Below are 15507 nucleotides of genomic sequence, written 5' to 3'. Positions count from 1 at the left end.
CCGGGTGATCGGCTAAGCTAGCCGCCCATGGCCTTTCTCGATCTTCTGCATATCTCCGTCGCTGACCAGCAGCTTTATGGCTTTGCCGGCGGGCAGCTGCGTCTGCGCTTTCCGGTGTCCACCGCTCGTAACGGTGTCGGCGAACAGAATGGTTCCGGCTGTACACCGCGCGGCGTGCATCAGGTGCGTGCGCGCATCGGTGATGGCCTGCCCGAGGGGGCGGTGTTGCGCGGGCGGCGCTGGACCGGTGAAATCTGGACACCCGAGCTGCATGCGGTGTTTCCCGGGCGCGACTGGATCCTGACCCGCATCCTCTGGCTCAGCGGTTGCGAGCCGGGCGTCAACCGGATGGGGCAGGTCGACACGTTCCGCCGCTACATCTACATCCACGGCACGCCCGATTGCGAACCTATGAGTGTGCCGCTTTCCCACGGTTGCGTGCGTATGCGCAATGCCGATCTGCTGCAACTTTTCCCCAGGGTGCCGCCTCACTGTCAGGTGCGCATCACCGAGGCACCTTGCCCGAGCTGGGCTGCCGCTGAACTCGAATAAGGATCTGCGTCTGTATGCACGGTTCATTGATGCTGGACATCGCCGGTACCTGGCTGACTGCCGAGGATCGGCACCTGCTGCGCCAACCCGAAGTGGGTGGGCTCATTCTGTTCGCTCGCAATATCGAGTCTCCGCGACAGGTGGAGGAACTGTGCCGTGCGATCCGCGCCGTGCGCCCCGATCTGCTGCTGGCGGTGGATCAGGAAGGCGGCCGCGTGCAGCGGCTGCGCCAGGGTTTCGTGCGGCTTCCGGCAATGCGCGAACTGGCGCGTTGCACCGACGCTCCCAGGCTGGCCGAAGCCTGTGGCTGGGTCATGGCCAGCGAGGTGCTTGCGGTGGGCCTGGATTTCAGCTTCGCGCCGGTTCTCGATCTGGATCATCAGCGGAGCGCGGTGGTAGGCGCACGCGCCTTCGAGGGTGATCCTCAGGTCGCGGTGACGCTGATCGACGCCTTTATTCGCGGCATGCATGCCGCCGGCATGGCCGCCACTGGCAAGCACTTCCCCGGGCACGGCTGGGCTGAGGCCGATTCGCATGTCGCGATACCGGTGGATGAGCGCAGCCTCGACGAGCTGCGCCGCTGTGATCTGATTCCCTTCATGGCGCTGAGTGGCACGCTCGATGCGATCATGCCGGCGCATGTCATCTATCCTCAGGTCGACGAGCAGCCCGCCGGTTTTTCCCGGCGCTGGTTGCAGGACATCCTGCGCAACGAGCTGGGTTTCAAAGGCGTGATCTTCAGCGACGATCTCTCGATGGCCGGAGCGCATGTCGCAGGCGACGCGGCGCAGCGGATCGAATCCGCTCTGGGCGCTGGTTGCGACATGGGGCTGGTCTGCAACGATCGTGCGGCCGCAGAGCTGGCGCTGACTGCGCTGCAGCGCTTGAAGGTGACGCCGTCGACCGCGCTGGCGGGAATGCGTGGCCGGGCGGGTTGCCCGGCGGACTACAAGCAGAACCCTCGCTGGCTGGACGCCATCGGCGCGCTGAAGGCTGCCGATCTGATTGACTGATCCTTCTCTTTTCAAGGAATCCCCATGACTGTCCATGCCATCATCGGCGGCACCGGCCTGACCCAGTTGACCGGCTTCAAGCTGCACCGCGCACAGCTGATCGATACGCCCTATGGACGTCCCTCTGCGGAAATCCTGCGGGGCGAGTATGGCGGTCGCGAGGTGCTGTTCCTTGCGCGGCACGGCCATCCGCATCGTGTGCCGCCTCACCAGGTGAACTATCGCGCCAACCTCTGGGCATTGAAGCAGGCGGGCGCTGACGCGGTGCTCGCGGTCAATGCAGTGGGTGGCATTCACGCGGCGATGGGGTCCGGACATTTCTGCGTGCCGCACCAGATCATCGATTACACCTATGGTCGTGAGCAGACCTTCTTCGAGGGTGACATCGATCATGTGACGCATATCGATTTCAGCTACCCGTACGACGAAGCGCTGCGCGAACGACTGATCGGCGCGCTGGCGGCAGAGGGGTTCGCCTTCAGCAGTCACGGTGTGTACGGCTGCACCCAGGGCCCGCGCCTGGAAACCGTGGCGGAAATCGTTCGGATGGAGCGCGACGGATGCGACATCGTGGGCATGACCGGCATGCCCGAGGCGGCACTGGCCCGCGAGCTGGAACTGCCGTACGCCTGCCTGGCGCTGGTGGTCAATCCGGCTGCGGGCAAGGCGAGCGGGGTGATCACCATGGCGCAGATCGAGGCGGCACTCGCCGCGGGCATCGGCAAGGCCCGACTGGTCCTGGCGCGGATGCTGGCCGGTTGATTGCTCTTCAGGCAGGTGCGCGCGGTCCGGGCGGCTACCTGCCACGACGTTGTCATAATGCGGCCTGAGACTGGTATTTTTGCGGCGGCACCCCATTGCGGTGAAGATGCTGCTTGCTACACTTGGCCGTCCTTTGGAGTACCGGAATGTCTTGCCAGGCACACACAATAAGAATTCTAAGAACGGTCGTGTTGCTGACGCTGCTTGGCGGCATGGCCGGTTGTTCGACCTGGTTCTCGGGTAACTTCAAGGACCCGAAAGTCGAACTCACCAAGGTCGATATCATCAAGGCGCGGCTGCTGGAACAGCAGTTCATGCTGCGTTTTCGCATCGACAACCCCAACGATCGCAGCCTGCCTGTACGCGGCCTCATCTACACCGTCCATCTCAACGACGTGGAGCTGGCCAGCGGCGAGTCCAGCGGTTGGCTGACCGTTCCCGCCAACAGCTTCGAATATTACGAAGTGCCGGTGCATACCAACCTGTGGCGGCATATGAAGTACATCGTGCGGCTGCTGGAAAAGCCGGATCGGCCGATCAACTACCGACTGGCCGGCGAGCTCAAGACCGGGCTGATGGCCGGGCGACGCGTGCACATTTCCAGCAATGGCGAGATAATCCCGGGCAACTTTATTCCGGAGTAGTACCCAGATGAGTCACGAGCCCCATGTGCATGGTCCCGACTGCAACCACGATCACGACCATGACCATCACCACGTTCACGGTCCGCATTGCAATCATGGCCACGAGCCGGTGCGTAATCCGCTGAAGGACGTCGGACGCAACGACCCGTGCCCTTGCGGCAGCCAGAAGAAATACAAGAAGTGCCACGGCGCCTGAGCCTGTCATGACACTTTCCGTGAGCCTGTTCGCCGCCGCCACGCTGCTGATCGCCGCGCTGGCGGGCTATGCGCTGTATCTCTGGCGCCGTGTCTGGCGCAATGAATGGCAGCAGGCCGAGCTGAAGGAAAAACGGCAGACGGCGCTGGCGGAGGATCTGCGGATTCTCGCCAGCTGTCTGCTGGACGAGCAGCTGCCGCTCATCGAGGGCGCCATCCGCATCAAGGTGCTGCTCGACAATTACGACGCCGAGCTCGGGCAACATCCGCGCTGTCAGGTGTTCCAGCAGTTGTTCGAGGCCACCGAACAGGTGCCGACCCATGCCGCCTGGAAGGCCCTGGACAAGAGCGAGCGCCGTCGCCACGAAGCGCAGTTCAGCGCGCTGGAACTGCGGCACAAGGCAGAGGCGCGCCGCTCGGCCCGTTGGCTGCTCGACGAGGCTCTGCCAAAATCGCGCGACGCGGCCTGACCGACCTTCTTCGCCGTACGCCCTCTAATCTGTTAGCACCATCCTCGCCAAGCCCGCACAGGAGTCTTCGATGTCTCTGCGTCTGCCGTACGCCCTGGTTCGCCTGACGCTGGGGGCCGCGCTCGGCCTGGCCGGCCTCGGCGGTTGTCAGGCCTATCTCGATAACCGCTACAGCGCCAGTCTGCCGCCGGCACAGGGCGTTCAACCGCTGACCGGGCTGGCGGGCAGTGCGAGCATCCGGCGCAATTCCATGGGCATGCCGCTGATCGAAACCTCGTCGTTTCACGATGCGCTGTTTGCCATGGGATACGTCCACGCCACCGACCGACTGAGCCAGATGGTCAGCCTGCGGTTGATGGCCCAGGGCCGCCTGGCGGAAATGGTCGGCCCCGGCGTGCTGGAAACCGACCGTTTCATGCGGGCGGTCAATCTGCGCCAGAGCGCCGAGCTGCTGTACCGTGAATCCTCGCCGAGGATGAAAAAGTTCTTCGAGGTGTACGCCCGTGGCGTGAACGCCTACCTGTATCGCCATCGCGACAAACTGCCGATGGACCTCGCCGAGTCCGGCTACAAACCGGAGTACTGGAAGCCCGAGGATTCGGTGCTGGTGTTCTGTCTGCTCAATTTCGGCCTTTCGCAGAACCTGCAGGAAGAGGTCGCCGCATTGCTGATGGCGCAGAAAGTGGGTAGCGACAAGCTGGCCTGGCTGTTGCCCATCTACCCGGACGAGGTGCTGCCGTTCGACGAGGTGGACAAGCTCAAGGGCTTGAAGCTGGGTGGCAATGTGCCCGGGCTGGCGGCACTCGAACGTGCCACACAGCCGCTGGCGGCTCTGACGCCGGCCGGCATGGCGGCTTCCAACAACTGGGCCATCGCCGGCAGCAACACGCGCAGCGGCAAGCCGATCCTGGCCAACGACACGCACCTGCCGCTGTCGATGCCCTCGTACTGGAATTTCATGCAGATCCGCGCACCGAAGTTCCAGGCGGCGGGTGTCACCATCGCCGGCGTCCCCGCCGTGGTGGCGGGCTTCAACGGCAAGCTCGGCTGGGGCATGACCATGGTCATGGGCGACAACCAGGACCTCTATCTCGAGCAGGTGCGTCGCGAAGGCTCGCGGCTGATGTACCTGGCCGACGGCAAATGGCTGCCGGCCCGCGAGCGCCACGAGACCTACTTCGTCAAGGGCGAGCGGCCGATCCGCGAGACCATTTTCGAAACTCGCAACGGCCCGCTGCTCAACAGCGTACTCGGCGAGCGCAAGCACCCTCTGCAACCGTTGCAGCTCGGTAGTGGCTACGGCTTGGCGCTGAAAACCACGCAGCTGGAAGCCGATCGCACGCTGGACGCCTTCTTCGACCTGTCCCGCGCGCAGTCGGTGGACCAGGCCTTCGAGGCGACCCGGGAGATTCGCGCCGCCGCGCTCAATCTGGTGTTCGCCGACCAGCAGGGCATTGGCTGGCAGGTGACCGGGCGCTTCCCCAACCGTCGCGAGGGGCTGGGGCTGGTGCCGTCGCCGGGCTGGGACGGTCGCTACGACTGGGATGGCTATGCCGACCCGATGCTGCATCCCTACGACCAGGACCCGCTCCAGGGCTGGCTAGGCACCGCCAACCAGCGCAGCGTGCCGCGCGGCTATGGCATGCAGCTGTCCAGCTCCTGGTACGGCCCGGAGCGCTACGAGCGACTGGCGGAGCTGGCCGGGCGGGGCAAGCATGACACCCGCAGCACCATCGCCATGCAGTACGACCAGGTCACGCCGTTCGCCGCCAAGCTCAGGACGATGTTCGAGGCGCCGGGCATGGCCGGGCCGCTGCGCCAGGCGATCGATGCCCTGCCGGCCGCCGAACGCAGCAAGGCGCGCGAGGCGCTGGATCGGTTGCTCGCCTTCGATGGCAAGCTCGCGGCCGATTCGGCCAACGCCGCGCTGTATGGCGCCTTCCTGCACGAGAGTGCGCGGCACATCTTCCTCGACGAACTGGGGCCTGAGGACTCGCCGGCCTGGCGTGCGCTGGTACAGACCGCCAACACTTCCTATTCGGCCCAGGCGGACCATCTGCTCGGTCGCGAAGACAGCCCGTTCTGGAACGACCAGCGCACCGCGCAGAGCGAAGACAAACCGGCGATCCTGGCGCGCAGCCTGGCCGCTGCGGTGAGTTTGCTGGAAACCCGTCTGGGCAACGAGCGCAGCGCCTGGCAATGGGGCAAGCTGCATACCGCTCGCTGGACCTCCGGCGCGACGCAGCTGGCACCGCACATGGCGGCCGGCCAGCGCAGCAGAATCCACGCCATCGGCAACTACCTCGATCGTGGTCCCTATGCCATGGGCGGCGATCACAGCACGCTGAACGCCTCGGCCTATCACCTGGGCACGGACTTCGATACCTGGCTGATCCCGGCAATGCGCATCATCGTCGACTTCGGACTGGACGAACCGATGATCGGGCTGAACAGTTCGGGCCAATCCGGCAACCCGGCCAGCCCGCACTACGCCGACGGCATCGAGGCGTGGCTGAAGGCGCAGTACCTGAGCTTCCCGTTCAAGACGGAAAATCTCGACAAGGTCTATGGCACGCAGCGTTTGTTGCTGACCCCGGCCGGCAAGTGACGTCGCGCCGCGCCGGCGTCAGGTCGGTCGCGGCGTCGCGGGTATCACCTCGAGCACGCGGATCGTGTCCGGCGCAGGGTAGTGCCAGCGCACGTCGACATCCCAGAACTGCGCGCCGTAGCGCCGCTCGGGCTCCGGCTTCTGGTACGCGGGGCGCGGGTCCTGTGCCAGGCATTGCTCGATGAGTTCCAGCAGTGGCTCGCCGAGGCGCAGCGCTTCGCGGTGGGCCTGCAGCAACCCGCTTTCCGTCCACTGCACCTCGATCAGTGTCGGCGCGTCCGCAGCCATGTCGTTGCGCGCATCCGGCAGGGCATCGGCGTAGGGAACATAGGGCTTGATGTCCAGCACCGGCGTGCCATCCAGCAGGTCGATGCCGGAGATGAACAGCCGATCCGCTTCGACGCGATCCAGCCTGACCACCGATTGACCGATTCCGTTGGGGCGATGCGTCGCGCGGGTGGCGAACACGCCGACCATGCGATTGCCGCCCAGGCGCGGCGGTCGCACCTTGAGACGTGGTGTGCTTTCCAGCGCCTGATGGAAGAGGAACAGCAGCCATACATGGCTGACCTGTTCGAGTCCGGCCACCGCATCGCCCTTGTCGAACGGCGGCAGCAGTTCCAGCACGCCGCGTGCGGCCGGGGCCAGGCTGGGTTGGCGCGGAATGGCGAACTTTTCCTTGAAGCAGGAGCGGACGTAGCCGATCGGCGAGACGCTATGTTGCATGGGGGCAGGCCTGGATACGGACGGGCGGCTGCGCATCTTACCCGCTATGGCGCCGCGCTGCGCGACGTCGGGCCGCGTCCTCTCGGGAGGTGGCGGCCCGGCGCCAGGCTTACAGGCCGAGCAGCTTGGCGACGTAGTCGGCATCCTTGTCGCCGCGGCCGGACAGATTGACCAGAATGTGGCTGTCCTTGCCCAGCGTCGGCGCGGTACGAATCGCCCAGGCCACCGCATGGGCACTTTCCAGGGCGGGGATGATGCCTTCGACGCGCGACAGGGTCATGAAGGCATCCAGACACTCCTGGTCGGTCGCGGTCTGGTAGTTCACCCGGCCGATGTCCTTGAGATAACTGTGCTGTGGGCCAACACCGGGGTAGTCCAGGCCGGAGGCGATGGAGTGCACTGCGGACGGGTTGCCCTCGGCATCTTCCAGCACATAGCAGGCCATGCCGTGCAGTTCACCGGGTTTGCCCTTGGACAGGGTGGCCGAATGGCGGCCGGGCTTGTCCAGGCTTTCGCCGGCCGGCTCGATGCCCACCAGCTCGACCGCGGCGTCTTCCAGGAAGGCTGTGAAGATGCCCATGGCATTGGAACCGCCGCCGACGCAGGCGACCACCTGGTCCGGCAGGCGACCATGCCTGGCGAGAAACTGGCCGCGCGCCTCTTGACCGATGATCGACTGGAAATCGCGGACCATCTTCGGGAACGGATGCGGGCCTACCACCGAGCCGATGGCGTAGAGGTAGTTCTGCGGATCCTTCAGGTATTCCTCGAAGGCGCTGTCCACCGCTTCCTTGAGCGTCGCCGCGCCTCGGGTGACCGCCACCAGCTTGCAGCCGAGGATCTTCATCTTGGTGACGTTGGGATGTTCCTTCTCGATGTCCACCTGGCCCATGTGGATTTCGCAGGGGATGCCCACCAGCGCGCAGGCGGTGGTCAGGGCGACACCGTGTTGGCCGGCGCCGGTCTCGGCGATCACCTTGGTCTTGCCCATGAACCGGGCAAGCAGTGCCTCGCCCAGACAGTGATTGATCTTGTGTGCCCCGGTGTGATTCAGGTCCTCGCGCTTCAGGTGAATCTGCGCGCCACCGAGCTGCTCGGACAGGCGCCGGGCATGGAAGATCGGGCTCGGCCGGCCCACGTAGTCGGCGAACAGGGCCGCCAGTTCCTGCTGGAAATCCTCGCGCTGGCGGATCTCTTCGTAGGCCAGGTTGATGTCGTCCATCGCCTGCTTGAGGTGCGGCGGCACCAGCTGGCCACCGTAGGGGCCGAAGTAGCCGTTGGCGTCGGGCATGGCAGTGAAACGAGGATCGGACGACATAGGTTCATCTCTGCAGGTTGAAGGGAGCGCCTGGTTACGCGGGGCCGATCATAAGCCAGCGTCCGTACCGCTGAAAATGCAGCCGCAGCCACGCCGCGATGCTCACCGGTTCGCTGCTGCGCGTTGCCGAACGCCGGGGTAGCGAAGGCGCTGGCCGGCACCGAGCAGGCTGTGGGTGGTTCGGTTTGTTCGCGGGATTGGCATTTATCGTGTAGGATGCCTCGCGTATTTCATCTGATCGGAGCAAATCAACGCTTTTGTTTTGTCGGCGCTCTTGTCGCCGAAGGGTATGGCTGTCATCAGCACAGCACGTCTTGCATGCCCGCCCCGCCATCAGGCCCGCGCAATTTCCATGGAATTGCACGCTACCTGCCGCAATACGTCGCACTGCGATGTCGTAAAGCCAGAACAAGTTCAGGAGATAGAACTGATGAACGAGGCTGAGCTCTCGCCCAATGATTCCGACGCGCCCGCTGATCGAATCAATCCCGTAGTGTTCTACGGTTCCGCCATCGCCATCGTGGTATTCGCCGTATGGACGATGTTCTTCACCGATCGCTCGCTGGCGGTCATCAACACGGTACTCGGCTGGATATCCAACAGCTTCGGCTGGTTCTACTTTCTCGCCGTGCTGCTGTACCTGCTGTTCGTGGTGATCGTCGCCACCAGTCGTTACGGCAAGATCCGCCTCGGGCCGGATCACTCCAAACCTGAATTCAACGTGGTGACCTGGGCGGCGATGCTGTTTTCCGCCGGGATCGGCATCGACCTGCTGTTCTTCTGCATCGCCGAGCCGATCACCCAGTTTCTCGAACCGCCGGTAGGTGAGGGCGGCACAACCCAGGCGGCACGCCACGCCATGGAGCTGACCTTCCTGCACTGGGGCCTTTCCGGCTGGGGCGTCTACACGCTGGTCGGCATGTCGCTGGCCTATTTCAGCTTCCGCCAGGGCTTGCCGCTGTCGATTCGCTCCTCGCTCTACCCGATCTTCGGCAAACGCATCTATGGCCCCATCGGCCACACCGTGGATGGCGCGGCCGTGCTGGGCACGATCTTCGGCATCGCCACGAGTCTGGGCATCGGCATCATCCAGCTGAACTTCGGCCTCAACTACATCTTCGGCATCCCCGAAGGGACCCTGACCCAGGCCGTGCTGGTGGTGCTGATCGTGGTGTTTTCGGCCATCTCGGCGGCCACCGGCGTGGAGCGCGGCATTCGCCGGCTTTCCGAGTTCAACATGCTGTTGGCCGTATTGTTGCTGTTGTTCGTGCTGGTGGTGGGCGACTCGGTATTCCTGCTCAATGCTCTGGTGATGAATGTCGGCGACTACTTCTCCAACTTCATCAGCCTGTCGCTGGACACCTACGCCTACCAGCGCCCGACCGACTGGCTGAACGCCTGGACGGTGTTCTTCTGGGCCTGGTGGATCGCCTGGGGGCCTTTCGTCGGGCTGTTCCTGGCGCGCATTTCCCGCGGCCGGACCATTCGTGAGTTCGTCATCGGCACGCTGTTGCTGCCGCTGGCCTTCATGATGGCCTGGATGTCGATCATGGGTAACAGCGCCATCGAGATGGTCATGGGCGGCGCGCTGGAGTTCGGCGAGCAGGCCATGAACAACCCTGGCTCATCGATCTACCTGTTCCTCCAGAGCCTGCCGTGGTCGGGGATCACCACCATCGTGGTGACCATCCTGGCCATCGTCTTCTTCGTCACCTCGGGCGACTCCGGTTCGCTGGTGCTGTCGAACTTCACCTCCATCCTCAAGGATGTGAACAGCGATGCGCCGGTGTGGATGCGCATCCTCTGGGCCGCGATCATCGGCGTGCTCACCCTCGCGCTGCTGATCGCCGGTGGCCTGACGGCGCTGCAGGGCACCGTGGTGATCATGGGGCTGCCGTTCTCCATCGTGCTGCTGTTCATGATGGTGGGTCTGTTCAAGGCCCTGCATGTTGAAGGGGTGATGGCCGACAGCTACCAGAAGAGCCTTGCCGGATATCTGTCCGGGCGAGCCACGCTGGAGCACACCCACATGAACTGGAGCCAGCGTCTTTCGCGGGCGATGAGCTTCCCCAGCCAGTCGCAGATTCGCCGCTATCTGAAGGAGGTCGGCAGGCCGGCCATGGAAGAGATCAAGAAGGCGCTGGGCGAGAAGGGCGTACCGGTGGAGATTCTCGAGGGCGAGCCGGGCAACGAGCATCTGATCCTCAACGTCAACCTGGGCAGCGAGCAGGATTTCACCTATCAGATCTGGCCGGTGCGCAGCACCATGCCGTCGTTCGCCATGCGCACCCAGAGCAGCAAGGCCGATTACTACCGGCTCGAGGTGCACCTGCGCCAGGGCAGCCTGGGTTACGACCTGATGGGTTACTCGCGGCGCCAGCTGATCGAGGACGTCCTCGACCACTACGAACACCACATGCACTTCCTGCATCTGCAGCGCGAGAACGGTGGGGGTGAAAGCGGCATGCCCAACCCGGGCGCGACACCGACGCCCTGACCACACACGTCCGGGCGATCCCCGGACGTTCCATTCACGTCGCGGCAGCGTCGATCCGCTGTCGCCTCGATCACAGGAGCTAGAACATGGCCCGTTTTCCACGGCAGCAACTCTATATCCATGGCGGCTACGTCGACGCCAGCAGCAACCAGACCTTCCAGAGCATCAACCCGGCCAACGGCGAAGTCCTGGCCGATGTGGCTGAGGCCGGTGCGGCCGACCTGGAGCGCGCGGTCGAAAGCGCCGAGCGGGGCCAGCACATCTGGGCTGCACTGACCGGTATGGAGCGGGCGCGAATCATGCGTCGAGCGGTCGATCTGCTGCGCGAGCGCAACGACGAGCTGGCGCTGCTGGAAACCCTGGATACCGGCAAGCCGCTGAGCGAAACCCGCAGCGTTGATATCATCACCGGCGCCGACGTGCTGGAGTACTACGCGGGCCTTGCCCCGGCCATCGAGGGTGAGCAGATTCCGCTGCGCGACAGCAGCTTCGTCTACACCCGACGGGAGCCGCTTGGCGTGGTCGCCGGCATCGGCGCCTGGAACTATCCGATCCAGATCGCCCTGTGGAAGGCGGCTCCGGCGCTGGCCGCCGGCAACGCGATGATTTTCAAACCCAGCGAGGTGACGCCGCTGAGCGCGCTGAAGCTGGCGGAAATCTTCAGCGAAGCTGGGCTGCCCGATGGCGTGTTCAACGTGCTGACCGGCAGTGGTGCCGGTGTCGGATCGCTGATCACCGAGCACCCGCGCATCGCCAAGGTTTCGTTCACCGGCGGCGTGGCCACCGGCAAGAAGGTCATGGCCAGTGCGGCGGCGTCGTCGCTGAAGGACGTGACCATGGAACTGGGTGGCAAGTCGCCGCTGATCGTCTGCGAGGATGCCGATCTGGATCGCGCAGCCGATATCGCGGTCATGGCCAACTTCTTCAGCTCCGGCCAGGTGTGCACCAACGGCACCCGGGTGTTCGTCCCGGCGGGCCTGAAAGCAGCGTTCGAGGCCAAGCTGCTGGAGCGTGTGCAGCGCGTTCGCCTGGGTGATCCGCAGCAGGAGGCGACCAACTTCGGCCCGCTGGTCAGCTTTGCGCACATGGACAAGGTGCTCGACTACATCGCCCAGGGCAAGGCCGCCGGCGCGCGCATTCTGTGTGGCGGCGAGCGGGTGACCGAGGGCGAGTACGCCAAGGGCGCCTTCGTCGCCCCGACCATCTTCAGCGACTGCAGCGACGACATGAGCATCGTGCGCGAAGAAATCTTCGGCCCGGTGCTGAGCCTGCTCGAATACCAGGACGAAGAGGAGGTCATCCGTCGCGCCAACGCCACCGAGTACGGCCTGGCCGCGGGCGTGGTCACCCCTGACCTGGCGCGGGCGCACCGCATCATCCATCGCCTCGAGGCCGGCATCTGCTGGATCAATACCTGGGGCGAATCGCCGGCGCAGATGCCGGTCGGTGGCTACAAGCAGTCAGGCATCGGCCGCGAGAACGGCATCGCCTCGTTGGCGCACTACACGCGGGTCAAGTCGGTACAGGTGGAGCTGGGCGAGTTCGCCTCGGTGTTCTGAGGGAGGTTTGAACCATGGAATATGACTACATCATCATCGGCGCCGGCTCGGCGGGTAACGTGCTCGCCGCGCGCCTGACCGAGGACGCCGACGTCAGCGTGCTGCTGCTGGAAGCCGGCGGCCCGGACTACCGGCTGGATTTCCGCACCCAGATGCCTGCGGCGCTGGCGTATCCGCTGCAGGGCACGCGCTACAACTGGGCCTATAAGACCGATCCCGAGCCGCACATGAACAATCGCCGCATGGACTGCGGTCGCGGCAAGGGCCTGGGCGGTTCTTCGCTGATCAACGGCATGTGCTACATCCGCGGCAACGCCCTGGACTACGACAACTGGGCCAAGGCACCGGGGCTGGAGGACTGGACCTACCTCGACTGCCTGCCGTACTTCCGCAAGGCCGAGTCGCGCGACATCGGCCCCAACGACTACCACGGCGGCGACGGCCCGGTCAGCGTGACCACGCCCAAGGCCGACAACAACGAGCTGTTCCATGCCATGGTGGAAGCGGGCGTGCAGGCTGGCTATCCGCGTACCGATGACCTCAATGGCTACCAGCAGGAAGGCTTCGGCCCGATGGATCGCACCGTCACGCCCCAGGGCCGGCGCGCGAGCACGGCGCGCGGTTATCTGGACCAGGCCAAGGAGCGGCCGAACCTGACCATCCATACCCATGCCGTCACCGACCGCGTGCTGTTCGAGGGCAAGCGTGCCGTCGGCGTTCGTTATCTGCGCGGCCGCGAGCAGCCCCACGTTGCGCGCGCGCGCCGCGAAGTGCTGCTGTGCGGCGGCGCCATCGCCTCGCCGCAGATCCTGCAGCGTTCGGGGGTCGGCCCTGGCGCGTTGCTGAAGAAGCTCGGCGTCACGCTGGTGCAGGAGCTGCCCGGCGTCGGCCAGAACCTGCAGGACCACCTGGAGATGTACCTGCAGTTCGAGTGCCTGAAGCCGGTGTCGCTGTACCCGGCGCTCAAGTGGTGGAACCAGCCGGCGATCGGCGCCGAGTGGCTATTCCTCGGCAGCGGCATCGGTGCCAGCAACCAGTTCGAGGCCGGCGGCTTCATCCGCAGCAGCGACGAGTTCGAATGGCCGAACATCCAGTTCCACTTCCTGCCGGTGGCGGTCAGCTACAACGGCAGCAACGCCCATGACGGCCACAGCTTCCAGGCCCACGTCGGCTCGATGCGTTCACCCAGTCGCGGCCGCATCGAGATTCGCTCCACCGATCCGCGGGTCGACCCCAGTATCCTGTTCAACTACATGGCCCACGAGCAGGACTGGCGCGAGTTTCGCGATGCCATCCGCATCACCCGCGAGATCATCGCGCAGCCGGCGCTCGATCCCTACCGCGGTCGCGAGTTGAATCCGGGCGTGGAGGCGCAGAGCGACGCCGAGCTGGACGCCTTCGTCCGCGAGCACGCGGAGACGGCCTATCACCCGTCCTGCTCCTGCAAGATGGGCACCGACGACATGGCCGTGGTCGACGGGCAGGGCCGTGTGCATGGAGTGGACGGGTTGCGCGTGGTGGATGCCTCGATCATGCCGCAGATCATCACCGGCAACCTCAACGCCACCACTATCATGCTGGCCGAGAAGATCGCCGACCGCATCCGTGGGCGCAGCCCGCTGCCGCGCAGCACGGCGAGCTACTACGTCGCCAACGGCGCACCGGTGCGGCAACCACCGCAGCGTTGACGGATCTGCAGTCTGTGGAGAAGGCTTCGCCGTAGGCTGCCGAGGACTGGTTGCGCAGAAATGAAAACGCCCCGCTAGTGCGGGGCGTTTTTCTGTAGCGGAGCAGTTCAGATCACTTCGGCCCAGAGGTCGTACTCGTCGGCATTGGTGACGCGCACGCGCACCTTGTCGCCCGGCTGCAGCGGTTGTTCGCTGTCAACGTAGACCATGCCGTCGATCTCCGGGGCATCGGCCCAGGAACGGCCGATGGCGCCGTCCTCGTCCACTTCATCGATCAGTACATCCAGTTCCTTGCCGACCTTAAGCTGCAGGCGCGCGGCACTGATGGCCTGCTGGTGCGCCATGAAGCGGTCCCAGCGATCCTGCTTGATCTCGTCCGGTACCGGCTCCAGGTCCATGGCCTCGGCCGGCGCGCCGTCAACCGGCGAATACTGGAAGCAGCCGACGCGGTCGAGCTGGGCTTCGGTCAGCCAGTCGAGCAGGTACTGGAAATCTTCTTCGGTCTCACCGGGGAAGCCGACGATGAAGGTCGAGCGAATGGTCAGCTCGGGGCAGATCTCGCGCCATTTCTTGATGCGCGCCAGAGTCTTGTCCTCGAACGCCGGGCGCTTCATCGCCTTGAGCACCTTCGGGCTGGCATGCTGGAAGGGGATGTCCAGGTACGGCAGGATCTTGCCGGCGGCCATCAGCGGGATCACGTCGTCGACGTTGGGGTAGGGGTAGACGTAGTGCAGGCGCACCCAGACGCCCATCTTGCCCAGCTCCTCGCACAGCTCGAGCATGCGCGTCTTGACCGGCTGGCCGTTCCAGAAGTCCAGCTTGTACTTGAGGTCGACGCCATAGGCGCTGGTGTCCTGGCTGATCACCAGGACTTCCTTCACGCCGGCCTTGACCAGGCGCTCGGCTTCGCTGAGCACATCGCCCACTGGGCGGCTGACCAGCTTGCCGCGCATGGACGGGATGATGCAGAAGCTGCAGCTGTGGTTGCAGCCTTCGGAAATCTTCAGATAGGCGTAGTGGCGCGGGGTGAGCTTGATGCCCTGCGGCGGCACCAGATCGACGAAGGGATCGTGTTCGATGCTCGGCGGCACCACTTCGTGCACCGCGTTGACCACCTGCTCGTACTGCTGCGGGCCGGTGACCGCGAGCACGCTGGGATGCACGCCGCGGATGTTGTTCTCGTCCACGCCCATGCAGCCGGTGACGATCACCTTGCCGTTCTCGGCGATCGCCTCGCCGATGGCATCCAGCGATTCCGCCTTGGCGCTGTCGATGAAACCGCAGGTATTGACCACCACCACATCGGCATCCTCATAGGACGGCACGATCTGGTAGCCCTCCATGCGCAGCTGAGTGAGGATGCGTTCAGAGTCGACCGTTGCCTTGGGGCAACCCAAGCTCACGAACCCGACTGTTGGCGTTTTGCTCATCGACTTTGAACCTCGAAAACCGCGCATGAAAAAGGCGCGCGAGTA

General features: G+C 64.7%; 13 protein-coding genes. 10 read left to right on the top strand and 3 right to left on the bottom strand.

The features are described from left to right. Window positions 1-27 precede the first annotated feature (27 nt). The 7 genes from VF716_RS06915 (at window position 28) to VF716_RS06885 (ending at window position 6244) form a co-directional block, all read left to right on the top strand. A complete protein-coding gene (locus tag VF716_RS06915) occupies window positions 28-552 on the top strand; it encodes a L,D-transpeptidase (RefSeq protein WP_013982483.1) in 525 nt (174 codons plus the stop codon). Between the two features lie 14 nt (window positions 553-566). After that, a complete protein-coding gene (gene nagZ / locus VF716_RS06910; protein WP_125460477.1) occupies window positions 567-1565 on the top strand; it encodes a beta-N-acetylhexosaminidase in 999 nt (332 codons plus the stop codon). A 24-nt stretch (window positions 1566-1589) separates the two neighbouring features. Then, on the top strand, window positions 1590-2327 hold the full coding sequence (locus tag VF716_RS06905) for an S-methyl-5'-thioinosine phosphorylase (RefSeq protein WP_049324835.1): 738 nt from the start codon (window positions 1590-1592) through the stop codon (window positions 2325-2327). 146 nt (window positions 2328-2473) lie between these two features. Next, window positions 2474-2971, top strand: a complete 498-nt coding sequence (locus VF716_RS06900; protein WP_011912894.1) for an LEA type 2 family protein — start codon at window positions 2474-2476, stop codon at window positions 2969-2971. 7 nt (window positions 2972-2978) lie between these two features. Beyond that, window positions 2979-3167, top strand: a complete 189-nt coding sequence (locus VF716_RS06895) for an SEC-C metal-binding domain-containing protein (protein ID WP_013982487.1) — start codon at window positions 2979-2981, stop codon at window positions 3165-3167. 7 nt (window positions 3168-3174) lie between these two features. Further along, window positions 3175-3636 carry a DUF2489 domain-containing protein gene (locus tag VF716_RS06890; protein ID WP_061373455.1) on the top strand — a complete coding sequence of 154 codons (462 nt, stop codon included), beginning with the start codon at window positions 3175-3177 and terminating at the stop codon, window positions 3634-3636. A gap of 70 nt (window positions 3637-3706) precedes the next feature. Further along, window positions 3707-6244, top strand: coding sequence for a penicillin acylase family protein (locus VF716_RS06885; protein ID WP_125912669.1), 2538 nt, complete (start codon window positions 3707-3709; stop codon window positions 6242-6244). Window positions 6245-6262: 18 nt separating this feature from the next. Here the strand turns inward: VF716_RS06885 and tsaA are convergent, their stop codons facing one another. Next, complete coding sequence (gene tsaA, locus VF716_RS06880) at window positions 6263-6970, bottom strand: tRNA (N6-threonylcarbamoyladenosine(37)-N6)-methyltransferase TrmO (RefSeq protein WP_011912897.1); 708 nt, start codon at window positions 6968-6970, stop codon at window positions 6263-6265. A 109-nt stretch (window positions 6971-7079) separates the two neighbouring features. Further along, a complete protein-coding gene (gene trpB / locus VF716_RS06875; protein ID WP_049341137.1) occupies window positions 7080-8288 on the bottom strand; it encodes a tryptophan synthase subunit beta in 1209 nt (402 codons plus the stop codon). A gap of 430 nt (window positions 8289-8718) precedes the next feature. Here trpB and VF716_RS06870 point away from each other — a divergent pair, with 430 nt between their 5' ends. The 3 genes from VF716_RS06870 to betA all read left to right on the top strand — a co-directional run bounded on the left by VF716_RS06870 (window position 8719) and on the right by betA (window position 14032). Beyond that, window positions 8719-10785 (top strand): choline transporter, encoded by a 2067-nt coding sequence (locus VF716_RS06870; protein ID WP_440552340.1) that lies wholly within the window; start codon window positions 8719-8721, stop codon window positions 10783-10785. Between the two features lie 86 nt (window positions 10786-10871). After that, the gene (gene betB / locus VF716_RS06865) at window positions 10872-12344 is read left to right on the top strand and encodes a betaine-aldehyde dehydrogenase (RefSeq protein WP_125912671.1); all 1473 of its coding nucleotides are present in this window, start codon (window positions 10872-10874) and stop codon (window positions 12342-12344) included. A 14-nt stretch (window positions 12345-12358) separates the two neighbouring features. Then, a complete protein-coding gene (gene betA, locus VF716_RS06860) occupies window positions 12359-14032 on the top strand; it encodes a choline dehydrogenase (protein ID WP_423567378.1) in 1674 nt (557 codons plus the stop codon). 107 nt (window positions 14033-14139) lie between these two features. Here the strand turns inward: betA and rimO are convergent, their stop codons facing one another. Further along, window positions 14140-15462, bottom strand: a complete 1323-nt coding sequence (gene rimO, locus VF716_RS06855; protein WP_013982493.1) for a 30S ribosomal protein S12 methylthiotransferase RimO — start codon at window positions 15460-15462, stop codon at window positions 14140-14142. Window positions 15463-15507: the final 45 nt, after the last annotated feature.

Origin of the sequence: Stutzerimonas sp. Brlt_14 (assembly GCF_051948915.1) — a bacterium.
Classification (GTDB): Bacteria; Pseudomonadota; Gammaproteobacteria; order Pseudomonadales; family Pseudomonadaceae; genus Stutzerimonas; species Stutzerimonas stutzeri.
Note: the sequence above shows the minus strand (reverse complement) of the source record. Positions and strands in the feature narration are given on the sequence as shown.